Raw genomic sequence first — 13778 nt, 5'->3', positions numbered from 1 at the left:
CCGGCCAAGCCGTCGGTCCGGAGGACGTCCATGGACTGGACCTGGTTTCTGTTTCGCTTCCACGGCCGGATCAACCGCGCCAAGCTCTGGCTGTCGTTGCTGGTGGTGCTCTGCTGGATGGTCTTTGCCGCCGCGCTGGTGGCGGGCGCGAGCAGGCTGCTGAGCGGCCCGACGGCCTTCAGCTTCAATCTGACCGACATCTTCGCGGTCCTCGACCCCGACACCTTTCGCGGCCTGACCCGCGCCGATATCGTCCCCGCCACCTTCCACGTCATCCTCACCCCCGTGTTCGTCTGGGTGTTTGCCGCAGGCGCCATCAAGCGGCTGCATGACCGCGACAGGAGCGGCTGGTGGACGGTTCCGTTCTTCGTCGTGCCCGGGCTGGTCAACCAGTACGCGGAGCGCATTCCCGGGACGGTCATTCCAGCGATCGTGGGCGGCGCTGGTGCGCTGCTCTCGCTGTGGGCCTTCATCGAATTGTACTGCCTTGCCGGCGATCCCTGGACCAATCGCTTCGGGCCCAACCCGTTGCCGAAGATCCGATCCAGCGAACGCTCCGGCCAGCCAAGACCGCCCGCGCCCGCCTGGAACCAGCACAAGGAGCTGGAGTTCACCCCGCACGTTGCGAGCCCGCCGCTGGGGGAAGCGGCAATCGGCAGCACTAGCCCGCCGGCAAAATAGCATGTTAAGCGAAAGGCATGACCGATGCCCTCGCCATCACCCGCGACCTGATCCGCTGCCCCTCCGTGACCCCGGCCGATGCCGGAGCGCTCGGCGTGCTCGAGGCCCTGCTGAAAGACGCGGGCTTCACGACGCATCGCGTGACCTTCTCGGAAGCAGGCGCCGCCGATATCGACAACCTCTACGCCCGCATCGGCACCGAGGGGCCGCACATCACCTTCGCCGGCCACACCGACGTGGTGCCGCCCGGCGATGAAGCGGCGTGGAGCCTTGGCGCGTTCTCCGGCGAGGTGAAGGAAGGCTACATCTATGGCCGCGGCGCCGTCGACATGAAGGGCGGCATCGCCTGCAGCGTTGCGGCCGTGCTCGACTATCTACGCGATCACGGCGGACAGCCAAAAGGCTCGATCTCGTTCCTGATCACTGGCGACGAAGAGGACGTCTCGGTCAACGGCACCATCAAGCTGTTGCAGTGGGCGGCCGAGCGCGGCGAGCGGTTCGACCATTGCGTGCTCGGCGAGCCGTCCAATCAAGAGGTCATGGGCGACTGCATCAAGATCGGCCGCCGCGGCTCGCAGTCCGGCACCCTGATCGTCGAGGGCAAGCAGGGCCACGTCGCCTATCCGCACCGTGCCTCCAACCCGGTGCCGGACATCTCGCGCCTGATCGTCGCACTGTCGGACGAGCCGCTCGATCATGGCAGCGCGCAGTTCCAGCCGTCGAATCTCGAATTCACCACCGTCGATGTCGGCAACACCGCAACCAACGTCATCCCGGGCCTGGCGCGGGCGAAATTCAACATCCGCTACAATGACTGCCATACGCAGGAGACGCTGCGCGCGCTGGTGGAAGAGCGGCTCGCCAAGGCCTGTGGCAACCGCATCCGCGCCCACATCGACTGGCTGCCGTCGAACTCCAACGTGTTCCTGACCAAGCCGGGACCGTTCACCGACCTCGCCGTCGCCGCGATCGAGAGCGTGACGGGGCGAAAGCCGGAGCTGTCGACCACCGGCGGCACCTCGGACGCGCGTTTCATTTCGAGCTACTGCCCGGTGATCGAGTTCGGCCTGGTCGGCCAGACCATGCACCAGATCGACGAGCGCGCCTCGGTCGCCGACATCGCGACCTTGACGAGGATCTATCGCGGCATTCTCGAAAGATATTTCGCCTGAGCGGCGCGCCTGATCCTGATCAGGCGGCCTTCACCTCCGCCAGGAACTGATCGACCTCGCGACGCAGGTCGGTGGCCTGGCCGGCGAGGCTCGCCGCGGAGTCGAGCAGCGAGCGCGCCGATCCGCGGGTGTCCGCGGCGGCCGCGCTGACCAGCGCGATCGACGACGAGACGTCGTTGGTGCCGCTCGCGGTCTGCTGCACACTGCGGGCGATCTCCCGGGTCGTGGCGCTCTGCTCGGCCACCGCACTCGCCACCGCTCCGGTAACACCGCTGATGGTGTTGACGACGGCGGCGATCTTCTCGATCGCAGCCACCGTGCTGCCGGTCTCGTTCTGGATCGCGGCGATCTGGCTTTCGATCTCCTCGGTGGCCTTGCTGGTCTGGGATGCGAGACTCTTCACCTCGGATGCGACGACGGCAAACCCCTTGCCGGCCTCGCCGGCGCGCGCCGATTCGATCGTGGCATTGAGCGCGAGCAGATTGGTCTGCGAGGCGATGGCGCGGATCAGCTGCACGACGTCGCCGATGCGCGTGGCGCTGCCGGCGAGCGTGCGGACTTTGTCGGTGGTATCGAGCGCCTGGCTGGTCGCGTTGGAGGATTCCGACGCGGCTTCTGCGATCTGCCGGGTGATCTCCTTCATCGACGCGTCGAGCTCTTCCGAGGCGGCCGCCACCGTGTTGACGCCGGAGGTCGCCTGCGCCGCCGCATCCGCCACCGCGGTGGCGCGCGATGCGGTGGTGCTGGCCGAGCCGTCGAGCGTCTCGGCCGATTGCTTCAGGCCGCTCGCGGCATCGCTCAGCCGGCCGCACAGCGTATCGATGACCTCGCCGAACCGCCGGGTGAGCGCCTCGATCTTCTGCCGGCGCGCATCACGCCGCGCCTCGGCATCGGCGCCCTGCAGCGACAGCCGATCGGCCTCCGCCGACTTCTCCTGCAGAACGCCGATGGCATTGGCGAGCGTGCCGATCTCGTCGGTCCGATCGCCATATCCGATCTCGACGCTGCGCTCGCCACCGGCGATCCGACGGATCATTTCGGTCAGATTCGACAGCGGCTTGATCACGCGGGCATTGAACCAGACCGTCCCCAGTGCGGCGGCCGCGACGTTGACCAGCAACAGGACCAGCGCCAGGACAAAGCGGGTCTGCGACTCGGCGATCGCGACCTCGCTCTGGCTCAGCGCCTCGGCGAGGGCTGCATCGCGCAGCGGCAGGATCGTATCGAGGATCGGGAATACGGACCGCAGGAACTGGTCGGGATCGAGCTCGAGCACCTTGCCCCGGTTCGGCGCCACCTGCGACGAATAGAACTCGCCGCCGCGGGCCCAATAGCCATTCTCGACCTCGGTCAGGGCCGCGAAGATCGGCTTCCGGTTGATCTCTGCGGCAGCGAGCTTGGCCGTCGTCCAGATGCGCTCGATGCGTCCCTTGAACGTCGCGAGCGCCTCGGCCGGTTCACCCGCCATCGGCTGCTTGGTCGCGATCATGCGAACGAACGTCGTCGTGGCGCGACCGGCCCAGTCGCGCAAATCCCAGCCGATCACCGCGAGACGCGCCGCCTGGCCTACCGCGGGATTGGCCGCATTGATCCGGCGCACGATCACGTCGACATGGCTGCCGGTCGTTTCCTGGATCGTGAACATCTGGGGCACGTAATCACGGACGATTGCTTCGGATCGCGCCGCCTTGGCCTGCGCGACGGCATCGAGAGCGACCCCGCGCGTCGCACGCAACTTCTGCTGGATCGAGTCCAGCGCGGCGCTGTCTTCACTCAGCAGCGCCAGGCTGCGCGCCTTGGCGAAGGCGTCGTCAGAGCCTTGAAGTATCTTCTGCAGCGCGGCCAGCTCGTCCGAGTTCGCCGGATTCGGCGACGCCAGGCGGGGATTGACCATGGCGCGCTCGAGGTTCAGCTTTTCCGGCAGCCGCAGCATGGCGGCCAGCAGCTGCGTATCACGGCCTGCCGTCCTCGCGGCCTGCAGCGAGGTCAGCTGCTGCCAGGCGAACAACATGGTTGCGAGCAGGCCGATGACGGCCCCGAGCAGCAAAGAGAGCAGGAAGACTTGACGAATGCGCACGATCGACCTCGCTGGACAGCAGCCTGAGGTCCGGATAGCAGCGAGGGCTTCAATTTGGAGTTAATGAATCCTGTCCCTTACTCCCGAAACGACTACTCATTAGGACAATCATTGGCAGCTAATAGCGATTCGCGGGTTCCACTGCAGAACGATCTCAATAGTCGACCTTCACGAGATAGAGGCCTTCCGGCGGGGCGACGACGCCACAGGCGGCGCGATTGCGCGCGGCGAGCGCGGCGGCGAGATCATCGGCGCTCCAGCGGCCCTGCCCGACCCACACCAGCGAGCCAACCATCGAGCGCACCTGGCTGTGCAGATAGGAGCGTGCGGAGGTGAGGATGGTGATCGCATCGCCGTCCCTCACGACGTCGAGCTGATCGAGCGTCTTCTCCGGCGATTTTGCCTGACATTCCGTGTCGCGGAAAGTCGTGAAATCATGCTTGCCGATCAGCCGCTGGGCCGCCGCGTGCATCGCGTCCGAGTCGAGCCGCTGCGGCACGCGCCAGACGCGGCCGACCTCGAGCGCGAGATTGGAGCGGCGGTTGACGATGCGATAGCGATAGTGCCGCCTGCGGGCGGAGAAGCGTGCTTCGAAGGTGTCGGGGACGATCTCGGCGTCGAGCACCGCGATCGGGTTGGGCCGCAGATGCGCGTTGAGCGCGTCGCGCAATTTGTCGGGCCGGAATTCTTTCTCAACGTCGCAATGCGCGACCTGACCGGTGGCGTGGACGCCGGCATCGGTGCGCCCCGAGCCATGCACCCGGGTCGGAACGCCACAGGTCGCCTGCACCGCCGCTTCGAGCGCGCCCTGCACCGACGGCAAGGTCGCCTGCAGTTGCCAGCCGCAGTACGGCGCGCCGTCATATTCGATGGTGAGCTTGTAGCGGGGCATCTGACCCGATCGAGTTTTGCCGTCATTGCCGGGCTCGACCCGGCAATCCATCCCTGGGCGAAGCTTGTTCTTGAGATGGATGCGCGGGTCAAGCCCGCGCATGACGAGATGAGGTGGTCAGCGGAAACGCAGGCCCGGCGCGATAGGGGTGCCGCGCAGGAAATCCGCGGCCTTCATGGGACCCTTGCCGGCGCGCTGTAGCTCGGTGACGCGGATGGCGCCGTCGGCGCAGGCGATGGTGAGCTGCTCGTCAAGAACGGCGCCCGGCTCGCCCCTGCCGTCGGCAAGCGCGCAGCGCAGGATCTTCAAGCGGACCGCTTCGCCATCAAGCGTGAACTCACTCCAGGCGCCAGGAAATGGCGCCAGGCCGTGGATGTGCCGCAGCACCGCGTGGGCCGGCCTCGTCCAGTCGATCCGCGCCTCGGCCTTCTCGATCTTGGCGGCGTAGGTGACGCCTTCCTCTGCCTGCTTCGTCAGCGTCAGCCCGCCGCGCTCTAGCGCCGCCATCGCGCGCACCATGAGATCGGCGCCGATCCGCGACAGGCGGTCGTGCAGATCGGACGCCGTCATCGCGTCGGTGATCGCAAGGCGCTCGGCCATCGCGACATCGCCGGTGTCGAGCCCGACATCCATCTTCATCACCATGACGCCGGACTCGGCATCACCCGCCATGATCGCGCGGTTGATCGGCGCGGCACCGCGCCAGCGCGGCAGCAGGGAAGCGTGGAGATTGTAGCAGCCGAGCTTGGGCGCATCGAGAATGGCTTGGGGAAGGATCATGCCGTAGGCGACGACCACGGCCGCATCGGCCTGATGAGCCTGAAACTCGGCCAAGGCCTCCTCGGTCTTCAGCGTCTTTGGCGTGAACACGGCAATGCCGAGCCGGCGCGCCTCGGTCTCGACCGGCGTCGGCTGCAGCGCGAGGCCGCGGCGGCCGCCGGGTTTCGGCGCGCGCGTATAGACCGCCGCGATCTCGTGGCCGTGGCCGGCGAGTTCGAGCAGGGTCGGCACGGCGAAATCCGGCGTGCCCATGAAGATCAGGCGAAGCGGCATCTGGTGGAAGATCCTGCATTGCCGAATCCTCCGCGTCATGCCCGGGCTTGTCCCGGCCATCCACGTCGAGCTGCCTGTAACGCGCGGCGAGACGTGGATGCCCGGGTCAAGCCCGGGCATGACGGAGGAGAGAGTTGACCGTTAGTCGCTGGCGCGCTTGGCGGCCTTGGTGAACTTCTTCATCACGCGGTCGCGCTTCAGCTTCGACAGATAGTCGATGAACAGCACGCCGTTGAGATGATCGATCTCATGCTGGATGCAGGTGGCGTAGAGCCCCTCGGCATCCTCCTCGCGGACCACCCCGTGCAGATCGGTGAAGCGCACGCGCACGCGCGCCGGCCGCTCGACCTCCTCGTAATATTCGGGGATCGACAGGCAGCCTTCCTCGTAGACCGACAGCTCGTCCGACTTGGCGACGATCTCCGGATTGATGAAGACGCGCGGCTCGCGCTTGCCTTCCCCGTTCGCGTCGGGCTTGGCCAGATCCATGGTGATGACGCGCAGCGGCTGCGCGACCTGGATCGCTGCGAGCCCGATGCCCGGCGCGTCGTACATGGTCTGGAACATGTCGTCGACCAGCTGCCGGATCTCCAGCGTGACCTTCTCGACCGGCTTGGACACCAGCCGCAACTGCCGGTCCGGCAGGATGATGATTTCTCTTAGGGACATGGCGCGCGATTTAAGCCGCGGAACCGGCGCGGTCAATGTGATGGCTCGCGGTTAAGACTTCGCTAACCATGAATTTCAACGTTTCGTTAACCATGATTCTTAACGTGCGCTTAACCATAATTGTTCTCTCTTCGTTCGCGAGCTTGCGCGAATCGGATAGACGGGGGTGATGACCGTCAGCCAATCCCTCAATCCTGTCGTCGTCATCATCGGCGACCTGCCCATCAGGGCGAGCGATGCGCTGATCGGATTCGGCGTACTGGTGCTGCTACTGCTCGTGATAATCGTGGCCGCCGTGGCCCGCTCCGGACGGCGCGGCGCGGAGCTCGCCGCCCAGCAGGCGATGCGGGCTGACGAGCTCGAACAACGGTTCGGCGAGATGATCCGCGTCCAGAGCGAGGCCTCCGGACGGGTCGACGCGATGGCCCAGTTGCTCGCCGGCCGTCAGGTGGACCTGGCCCGCAGCGTGAACGAACGGCTCGATGCGGTCACCCACCGCGTCGGACAGTCGATGGAGCAGAGTACGCGCCACACAATGGATAGTCTGCGCGTGCTGCACGAGCGCCTCGGCATCATCGACAACGCCCACCGTGATCTCAGCGAGCTGACGACGCAAGTGACGACCTTGCGCGACGTCCTCGCTAACAAACAGTCGCGCGGCGCCTTCGGCCAGGCGCGCATGGAGGCGATCGTCCAGGACGGGCTTCCGAAGGGCAGCTACGCGTTTCAGCACACGCTCGCCAGCGGCAAGCGGCCCGACTGCGTCGTGTTCCTGCCCGATTCGCGACCGCTGTGCATCGACGCCAAGTTTCCGCTGGAAGCCGTGACCGCGCTGCACGACGCCGTGACCGAGGAGGAGAAGCGCGCCGCGGCGCAGCGGCTGCGCACCGACGTGCTCCGCCATGTCAATGACATTGCCGAGAAGTACCTCGTGGTCGGCGAGACGCAGGACACGGCGCTGATGTTCGTGCCGTCGGAATCGGTCTATGCCGAGATCCATGACGGCTTCGACGACGTGATCCAGAAAGCCTATCGCGCGCGCGTCGTGCTGGTGTCGCCGTCGCTGCTGATGCTCGCGATCCAGGTCATGCAGCAGATCATGAAGGATGCGCGCATCCGCGACGCCGCCGACCAGATCCGCAACGAGGTGATCCATCTCGGGGACGATCTCGGCCGCCTGCGCGAGCGCGTGCTCAAGCTGCAGAAGCATTTCGGCGATGTCGGCGAGGACATCCGCCAGATCCTCATTTCCGCCGACAAGATCGAGAAGCGCGCCGCCCGCATCGAGGAGCTCGATTTCAGCAAGCAGGATGCGCCGGTGGACTCACCACGCATCGCGCCGGCTGCTGGCACGACGCCGGATCTGTTTCCTCTAACGGGGCGCATGCAGGCCGGAGAGTGATCGTTGGCTGCGTCTGTTGCATGAGAGGGCAATCCAGACAAGATTGTCATCGCCCGGTCAAACCGGGCGATGACGGCTGTGTTTGTGGTGCTGTCGAAATCTGTTACCACCCGGTCATGACCGCACCCGACACCGCTTCCGAGATCACCGCGACCGCCGCAGAGTCCGCCGCCAAACCCGCCCCCACCTGGCGCGAGAGCATGGCCGTCTACTTGCAGCCGCGCGTGCTCGTGGTGCTGTTCCTCGGCTTCTCGTCGGGCCTGCCGCTGGCGTTGTCCGGCTCGACGCTTCAGATCTGGATGCGTGAGCTCGGCGTCGATCTCGGCACGATCGGGCTGTTCGCCCTCGTCGGGACGCCGTACACGCTGAAATTCCTTTGGGCGCCGCTGGTGGACGCGCTGCACGTGCCGCTGCTAACGCGCGCGTTCGGACGGCGGCGCGGCTGGCTGGTGTTCGCACAGCTGCTCTTGATCGGCGCCATCCTGCTGCTGGCGCTCACTGATCCGGCACATGCGCCGTTCATGGTGGCGCTGGCCGCGCTGCTGGTCGCCGCGATGTCGGCGACCCAGGACATCGTGGTCGATGCCTTCCGCGTCGAGAGCCTGCCGGAGAGCGAGCAGGCCGCGGGCATGGCGGCGTATGTCGCCGCCTATCGCATCGGCATGCTGGTCTCGACCGCCGGCGCGCTGGTGGTGGTCAGTGCATTCGAGAACTCGGGGCTGACGCGTCCGTCGTCCTGGATGTGGGGCTATGTTGCGATGGCCGGACTGGTGCTGATCGGAACGATCACGGCCCTCGCGGCGACCGAGCCGGCCCAGTCGCAGCAGGCGGAGGCCGCGATGGGTGCGGACACCGCGCTCACCCGCGTGATGCATGCGGCTGCCGGAGCCTTCGTCGAGTTCCTCGGGCGGCGTGATGCGCTCACGGCGCTCGCCTTCGTCGTGCTGTTCAAGTTCACCGACGCCTTCTCCGGCACGATGACGGCGCCGTTCGTGATCGATCTCGGCTTCAGCAAGGTCGACTACGCCGCGATCGTGAAAGGCGTGGGCCTCGCCGCGACGCTCGCCGGCGGCTTTGCCGGCGGCTTCGTCGCGCGACGCTATTCGCTCGCGACGAGTCTCTGGATCGGCGGCGTGGTGCAGGCGATGGCGAACCTCTCGTTCTCCTGGCTTGCGATCGTCGGAGTCAATCAATGGGCACTGGCGCTGGCGATCTCGGCGGAAAACTTCACCAGCGCGGTCGGCACCGTGATCTTCGTCGCCTATCTCTCCGCGCTGTGTCAGAACCCGCTGCACACCGCCACCCAATATGCACTGCTGACCGCGCTCGCCGCGGTCGGGCGCACCTATTTGTCGTCAGGCGCCGGCTACGTGGCGAAGGCGACCGGCTGGCCGCTATTCTTCGTGATCTGCGTGCTGGTCGCGATCCCGAGCCTCGTGCTGCTCGCCTGGCTGCAGCGGCGCGGACATTTCGACCAGTTGGGGCCAGTGAAGGTGTAGCTGCCGCCTCACATTCAACCGTCGTCGCCCGCCACCGGGTGTCGTCTTCGACGAGCCCGATGACAGGCTCCGACGGGTGACCCAGTATTCCAGAGACGTCAGCCATCGAGCGAGCAGCCGCGGGGTACTGGATCGCCCGGTCGAGCCGAGCGCCGACAGCGGAAAGTCAGGACGCCGCACTCGCGTGGACGGCCCAATCAGGTCTCACCGCTTCACCAAGCTCCACTTGGTCACGACCGCCTCGCTCATCTGTCCCGCATCCTGGGCGCAGGCGATCTCGTCGACCTTGACCGCGATCTGCTTGCCGAGCAGACCCTTGAGCTGCGACGCCTGCGCCGTGTTCGCGGTGACGAGCTGGAACGTCTCCGGGCCGGTCTCCAGGTTGCACAGCCCGCTCGGCGGCGGCAGGCGGCGCGGCTCGCTCGTGATCTGATAGGCGGCGGACGGCTGGCCCGGCTTGGCGCCTTTGAGCTTGAGCGCGTTCAGCTCTCCCGACAGCACGTCACCGGCATTGAGCGGCTTGCCCGCCTTCTGCGGCGCCTCGCTTTGCTGCGCCAGCACTGACGGCGCCGAGAGCGCCGCCAGAATCGCGCCCAAAGCCAGCCGTTTGCCGAATCCGCGTTTCGTCATCATTCCACTTCCGTCTGTGCTTAGAACAAGGTCCGCTGCCGCATCGCGGCCGAGAGCGTGCCTTCGTCGAGATAATCGAGCTCGCCGCCGACCGGCACGCCATGTGCCAGCCGCGTGACCTTGACGTTCGCCTCCTGCAGGAGGTCGGTGATGTAGTGCGCGGTGGTCTGGCCGTCGACCGTCGCATTCAAAGCGAGGATGATCTCGGACACCTCGGGCGCATGCGCGCGCTGCACCAGCGCATCGATGGTGAGATCCTGCGGGCCGACGCCATCGAGCGGCGACAGCGTGCCGCCGAGCACGTGATAGCGGCCGTTGGAGGCCTTGGCGCGCTCCAGCGCCCAGAGGTCGGCGACGTCGGCGACGACGACGATCATCGCCGGATCTCGACGCGGATCGGTGCACACAGTGCACGGGCTTTGCGTATCGATATTGCCGCAGGTCTTGCAGACCTGGATGCGATCGATCGCGACCTGCAGCGCCGAGGCAAGCGGCACCATCAGCGCCTCGCGCTTCTTGATCAGATGCAGCGCGGCGCGCCGCGCCGAGCGCGGTCCGAGGCCGGGCAGGCGCGCAAGCAATTGGATCAGGCGTTCGATCTCGGGACCGGCGACGGCCATCAGTTCACAAATGTCATCAGGTCAACTAACCAAAACCGAAGCCTGGCGGCAGGCCGAGCTTGCCGGTGATGGCCTGCATCTTCTCCTGCATCGCGGCTTCAGCCTTGCGGCGCGCATCGCCATGCGCGGTGACCAGCAGGTCCTCCAGGATCTCGGCCTCCTCCGGCTTGAGCAGCGACGGATCGATCTTGATGCTCTTCACGTCCATTTTGGCGGTCATGCGCACGGCAACCAGACCGCCGCCCGAGATGCCCTCGACCTCGACGTTGCCGAGTTCCTCCTGCATCTCCTGCATCTTCGTCTGCAACTGCGCCGCCTGTTTCATCATGCCGAGAAAGTCAGCCATCGGAGCACCTCATCATCAGTCATCTTGTTGAGCATGATCTCCGCGCAAACGCCTTTGGCGTTTGTCGCGAGGAAAACCGGTTTCCACTTTTCCGGATCATGCTCTAGAAATCATCATCGTCGGACTCGTCGGGCGGCTCGACAGCACTGGCGTCCGATTCGGGCGGCTCGGGGGCGAGCCGGCGCACTTCGACCACCTTGGTGCCCGGGAACCGCGCCAGGATCTCCTGCACGCGCGGATCGGCCTCCGCCGCCGCCTCGCGCTCGCTCTTGGCGCGCAGATTCTGCTCGCGCAAGGTCGCCTGGCCCGGCTCGTTGGAAACGATCACCGTCCAGCGCCGGCCGGTCCAGTCCTCCAGCTTGCGCCCGAGGTCCGAGACAAGCGAGCGCTGCGCCGTCCGTTCCAGCGCGATCTCCAGCCGTCCCTCTTCGAAGCGGACCAGCCGCACGTCCATCTCAAGCGCGCTCTTGGTGATCAGGTCACGGTTCTTGCCGGCCAGCGCGACGAGTTCCTGAAAGCTCCCTATGCGCAGTGCGGGCTGGTCCTGTAATGCCGGCGACGGCTGCGATGACATCGCCTGCGGGCGCATCGAACCGCCGACCGCGGCGAGCGTCGGGCCTTGCGCCCGCGGCGCCTGCATTGGCGCCGACGTCATCACAGGCGGCGCCCCCGCGCTCATGCCGGATGCCGGCGCAGGACGCGCCCCGCCGCCGTTCGTGACGATCGGCGAGCCACCACCGCTCTGCTCGATCATACGAATGGCTTCGTCGGGCGTCGGCAGATCGGCCGCGTAGGCGATGCGCACCAGCACCATTTCCGCCGCTGCAGCCGGGCGCGTCGCGCCTTGCGTCTCCGCAATGCCCTTGAGCAGCATCTGCCACATCCGCGACAGCACCCGCATCGACAGCTTGGTGGCGAAGTCGCGCGCGCGCAGCCGCTCGGTCTCGCTGAAGGCGACGTTGTCGGCCGTCGCCGGCACGACCTTCACCCGGGTGACGAAGTTCACGAACTCGGCCAGATCCGACAGCACGACCACGGGGTCGGCGCCGACGTCATACTGCTCGCGGAATTCCTTGAAGGCGGCGGCAATGTCGCCGCTGGCGAGATGGTGGAACAGGTCGATCACGCGGGTGCGGTCGGCGAGGCCCAGCATCTGCCGGACATCATCGGCGCGCACCTCGCCGGCGCTGTGCGCGATCGCCTGATCGAGCAGCGACAACGAATCGCGCACCGAGCCTTCGGCGGCGCGCGCGATGATACCGAGCGCCTCGGGCTCGATCGTCACGCCTTCCATGGTCGCGATGCCCTGGAGATGCTTCATCAGCACCTCGGCCTCGACCCGGCGCAGATCGAAGCGCTGACAGCGCGACAGCACCGTGACCGGCACCTTGCGGATCTCGGTGGTGGCGAACACGAACTTGGCGTGCTCCGGCGGCTCCTCCAGCGTCTTCAGGAAGGCGTTGAACGCCGCCGTCGACAGCATGTGGACTTCGTCGATGATGTAGACCTTGTAGCGCGCGCTGGCCGGAGCATAGCGCACGCTGTCATTAATCTGGCGGACGTCGTCGACGCCGGTATGGGACGCCGCGTCCATCTCCAGGATGTCCATGTGCCGGCTTTCCATGATCGCCTGGCAATGGGTGCCGAGCACCGGCATGTGGATGGTCGGGCCCTTCACCGAGCCGTCGGGCAGCTCGTAATTCAGGGCGCGCGCGAGGATGCGGGCCGTCGTGGTTTTGCCGACGCCGCGGACGCCGGTCAGAATCCAGGCCTGCGGAATCCGGCCGGTCTCGAACGCGTTCGAGACCGTGCGCACCACGGCCTCCTGGCCGATCAGATCTGCGAAGCTGGAGGGGCGGTATTTGCGCGCCAGCACCCGGTAGGGCTTGGCGGGAGCGTCGGCGCTGTCAGGCGGAACAGGTGGGGCGACAGCGTCGGTCATCGAGCGATCCGCAAGTGAGTATTCCAGGCCGGCATCGATCGCGGGTCGTCGACGCAATCAGCCGGAGCGCGGTCGAGCGCCCGCCCTGCGCGGGGTCCCCGCCATCTTTGCGCGATTCGCTCGAGAAAACAGGTAGGAGACTGACGAGCGACCCGATCCGGACCTCGTTAGGGCTGCTTCCTTCCGGACCTGACCCGGTTGGCGAGTGGCTCGTCCACCGCCAATCTCCCGCTGCCTATTTGGGGCCAAACGGTCCGGAAAGCAAGCGCGAGCTTCGCCAGGGCGACCCACCGCCCCGCGGGCTTGTGCCGCAGCTCGGAAAGGCTTTAGGTGCCGTCGAATTCCCCGCCAGACCGTCCGCCAGGAACCGCCGCATGCCCGAATCAGCCTGGTCGCTGCATCCGCAACTTGCGAAGGATACGATCGACATTGGCGACCTGCCGCTGTCCCGCGTGCTGGTGATCAAGGACGCGAACTATCCTTGGCTGCTGGTGGTGCCGCGCCGCGAGGGCGCGGTCGAGATCATCGATCTCGACGAGGTCGCGCAGGCGCAGCTGATGACCGAGATCACGCGGGTGTCGCGCGCGCTCAAGGAGATCACCAAATGCGACAAACTCAACGTCGCCGCGCTCGGCAACATGGTGCCGCAGTTGCACGTCCACATCATCGCGCGACGCACAAGTGACGTGGCCTGGCCGCGACCGGTGTGGGGCGCCGCGCCGCCCGTGCCTCACGATGCGCAGGAGGTGCAGCAGTTCATCAGCGCTGTCAGGCGCAAGATCTGGTTAGGGTAAG

Annotated in this window: 13 protein-coding genes and 1 other RNA gene; 5 read left to right on the top strand and 9 right to left on the bottom strand. The window is 66.5% G+C overall.

All coding sequences use genetic code 11. The annotated features are described in order from the left end of the window. The first annotated feature begins 30 nt into the window (after nt 1-30). Both QW881_RS25775 and dapE read left to right on the top strand, forming a co-directional pair. Nucleotides 31-681 (top strand): DUF805 domain-containing protein, encoded by a 651-nt coding sequence (locus QW881_RS25775; RefSeq protein WP_315753796.1) that lies wholly within the window; start codon nt 31-33, stop codon nt 679-681. Nucleotides 682-698: 17 nt separating this feature from the next. Then, nucleotides 699-1853 carry a succinyl-diaminopimelate desuccinylase gene (gene dapE, locus QW881_RS25770; protein WP_316158850.1) on the top strand — a complete coding sequence of 385 codons (1155 nt, stop codon included), beginning with the start codon at nt 699-701 and terminating at the stop codon, nt 1851-1853. A gap of 19 nt (nt 1854-1872) precedes the next feature. On the opposite strand, the gene QW881_RS25765 is transcribed toward dapE, so the two are convergent. The 4 genes from QW881_RS25765 to def form a co-directional block, all read right to left on the bottom strand. Beyond that, complete coding sequence (locus QW881_RS25765) at nt 1873-3930, bottom strand: HAMP domain-containing methyl-accepting chemotaxis protein (RefSeq protein WP_316158852.1); 2058 nt, start codon at nt 3928-3930, stop codon at nt 1873-1875. 154 nt (nt 3931-4084) lie between these two features. Further along, a complete protein-coding gene (gene truA / locus QW881_RS25760) occupies nt 4085-4822 on the bottom strand; it encodes a tRNA pseudouridine(38-40) synthase TruA (RefSeq protein WP_315734935.1) in 738 nt (245 codons plus the stop codon). Between the two features lie 117 nt (nt 4823-4939). Beyond that, nucleotides 4940-5875: a methionyl-tRNA formyltransferase gene (gene fmt, locus QW881_RS25755; protein WP_316158854.1), complete on the bottom strand. Its 936-nt coding sequence runs from the start codon at nt 5873-5875 to the stop codon at nt 4940-4942. A gap of 141 nt (nt 5876-6016) precedes the next feature. Next, nucleotides 6017-6544, bottom strand: a complete 528-nt coding sequence (gene def, locus QW881_RS25750; protein ID WP_316158856.1) for a peptide deformylase — start codon at nt 6542-6544, stop codon at nt 6017-6019. A 169-nt stretch (nt 6545-6713) separates the two neighbouring features. On the opposite strand from def, the gene QW881_RS25745 reads away from it, so the two are divergent. Both QW881_RS25745 and QW881_RS25740 read left to right on the top strand, forming a co-directional pair. Next, entirely contained in the window at nt 6714-7946 is a 1233-nt protein-coding gene (locus tag QW881_RS25745) for a DNA recombination protein RmuC (RefSeq protein WP_315753806.1), read from the top strand. A gap of 116 nt (nt 7947-8062) precedes the next feature. After that, nucleotides 8063-9445 carry an AmpG family muropeptide MFS transporter gene (locus QW881_RS25740; RefSeq protein ID WP_316158857.1) on the top strand — a complete coding sequence of 461 codons (1383 nt, stop codon included), beginning with the start codon at nt 8063-8065 and terminating at the stop codon, nt 9443-9445. A 204-nt stretch (nt 9446-9649) separates the two neighbouring features. Here QW881_RS25740 and QW881_RS25735 read toward each other — a convergent pair whose 3' ends face one another. From QW881_RS25735 to ffs, 5 genes are all read right to left on the bottom strand, one after another. Next, entirely contained in the window at nt 9650-10075 is a 426-nt protein-coding gene (locus QW881_RS25735) for a hypothetical protein (protein ID WP_315734946.1), read from the bottom strand. A 20-nt stretch (nt 10076-10095) separates the two neighbouring features. After that, complete coding sequence (gene recR, locus QW881_RS25730; protein WP_008964175.1) at nt 10096-10695, bottom strand: recombination mediator RecR; 600 nt, start codon at nt 10693-10695, stop codon at nt 10096-10098. 25 nt (nt 10696-10720) lie between these two features. Next, nucleotides 10721-11041 (bottom strand): YbaB/EbfC family nucleoid-associated protein, encoded by a 321-nt coding sequence (locus QW881_RS25725; RefSeq protein ID WP_315715348.1) that lies wholly within the window; start codon nt 11039-11041, stop codon nt 10721-10723. A 103-nt stretch (nt 11042-11144) separates the two neighbouring features. Continuing rightward, the gene (locus tag QW881_RS25720) at nt 11145-12983 is read right to left on the bottom strand and encodes a DNA polymerase III subunit gamma/tau (protein ID WP_315753811.1); all 1839 of its coding nucleotides are present in this window, start codon (nt 12981-12983) and stop codon (nt 11145-11147) included. Between the two features lie 132 nt (nt 12984-13115). Then, an RNA gene (ffs, locus tag QW881_RS25715) (signal recognition particle sRNA small type) lies at nt 13116-13212 on the bottom strand. A gap of 145 nt (nt 13213-13357) precedes the next feature. Here ffs and QW881_RS25710 point away from each other — a divergent pair. After that, nucleotides 13358-13777, top strand: coding sequence for an HIT family protein (locus QW881_RS25710; protein WP_315734951.1), 420 nt, complete (start codon nt 13358-13360; stop codon nt 13775-13777). Nucleotide 13778 lies beyond the last annotated feature (1 nt).

The sequence above is a fragment of the Bradyrhizobium sp. SZCCHNS3016 genome (assembly GCF_032484535.1).
Taxonomy (GTDB): domain Bacteria; phylum Pseudomonadota; class Alphaproteobacteria; order Rhizobiales; family Xanthobacteraceae; genus Bradyrhizobium.
This window is presented reverse-complemented; position numbering and strand designations above follow the sequence as displayed.

Excerpts from the sequence above, each read along its gene's own strand:
- QW881_RS25775 (WP_315753796.1), top strand. The coding sequence starts at position 31 with ATGGACTGGACCTGGTTTCTGTTTCGCTTCCACGGCCGGATCAACCGC.
- dapE (WP_316158850.1), top strand. The coding sequence starts at position 699 with ATGACCGATGCCCTCGCCATCACCCGCGACCTGATCCGCTGCCCCTCC.
- truA (WP_315734935.1), bottom strand. The coding sequence starts at position 4,822 with ATGCCCCGCTACAAGCTCACCATCGAATATGACGGCGCGCCGTACTGC.
- fmt (WP_316158854.1), bottom strand. The coding sequence starts at position 5,875 with ATGCCGCTTCGCCTGATCTTCATGGGCACGCCGGATTTCGCCGTGCCG.
- def (WP_316158856.1), bottom strand. The coding sequence starts at position 6,544 with ATGTCCCTAAGAGAAATCATCATCCTGCCGGACCGGCAGTTGCGGCTG.
- QW881_RS25745 (WP_315753806.1), top strand. The coding sequence starts at position 6,714 with ATGACCGTCAGCCAATCCCTCAATCCTGTCGTCGTCATCATCGGCGAC.
- QW881_RS25740 (WP_316158857.1), top strand. The coding sequence starts at position 8,063 with ATGACCGCACCCGACACCGCTTCCGAGATCACCGCGACCGCCGCAGAG.
- QW881_RS25735 (WP_315734946.1), bottom strand. The coding sequence starts at position 10,075 with ATGACGAAACGCGGATTCGGCAAACGGCTGGCTTTGGGCGCGATTCTG.
- recR (WP_008964175.1), bottom strand. The coding sequence starts at position 10,695 with ATGGCCGTCGCCGGTCCCGAGATCGAACGCCTGATCCAATTGCTTGCG.
- QW881_RS25725 (WP_315715348.1), bottom strand. The coding sequence starts at position 11,041 with ATGGCTGACTTTCTCGGCATGATGAAACAGGCGGCGCAGTTGCAGACG.
- QW881_RS25720 (WP_315753811.1), bottom strand. The coding sequence starts at position 12,983 with ATGACCGACGCTGTCGCCCCACCTGTTCCGCCTGACAGCGCCGACGCT.
- QW881_RS25710 (WP_315734951.1), top strand. The coding sequence starts at position 13,358 with ATGCCCGAATCAGCCTGGTCGCTGCATCCGCAACTTGCGAAGGATACG.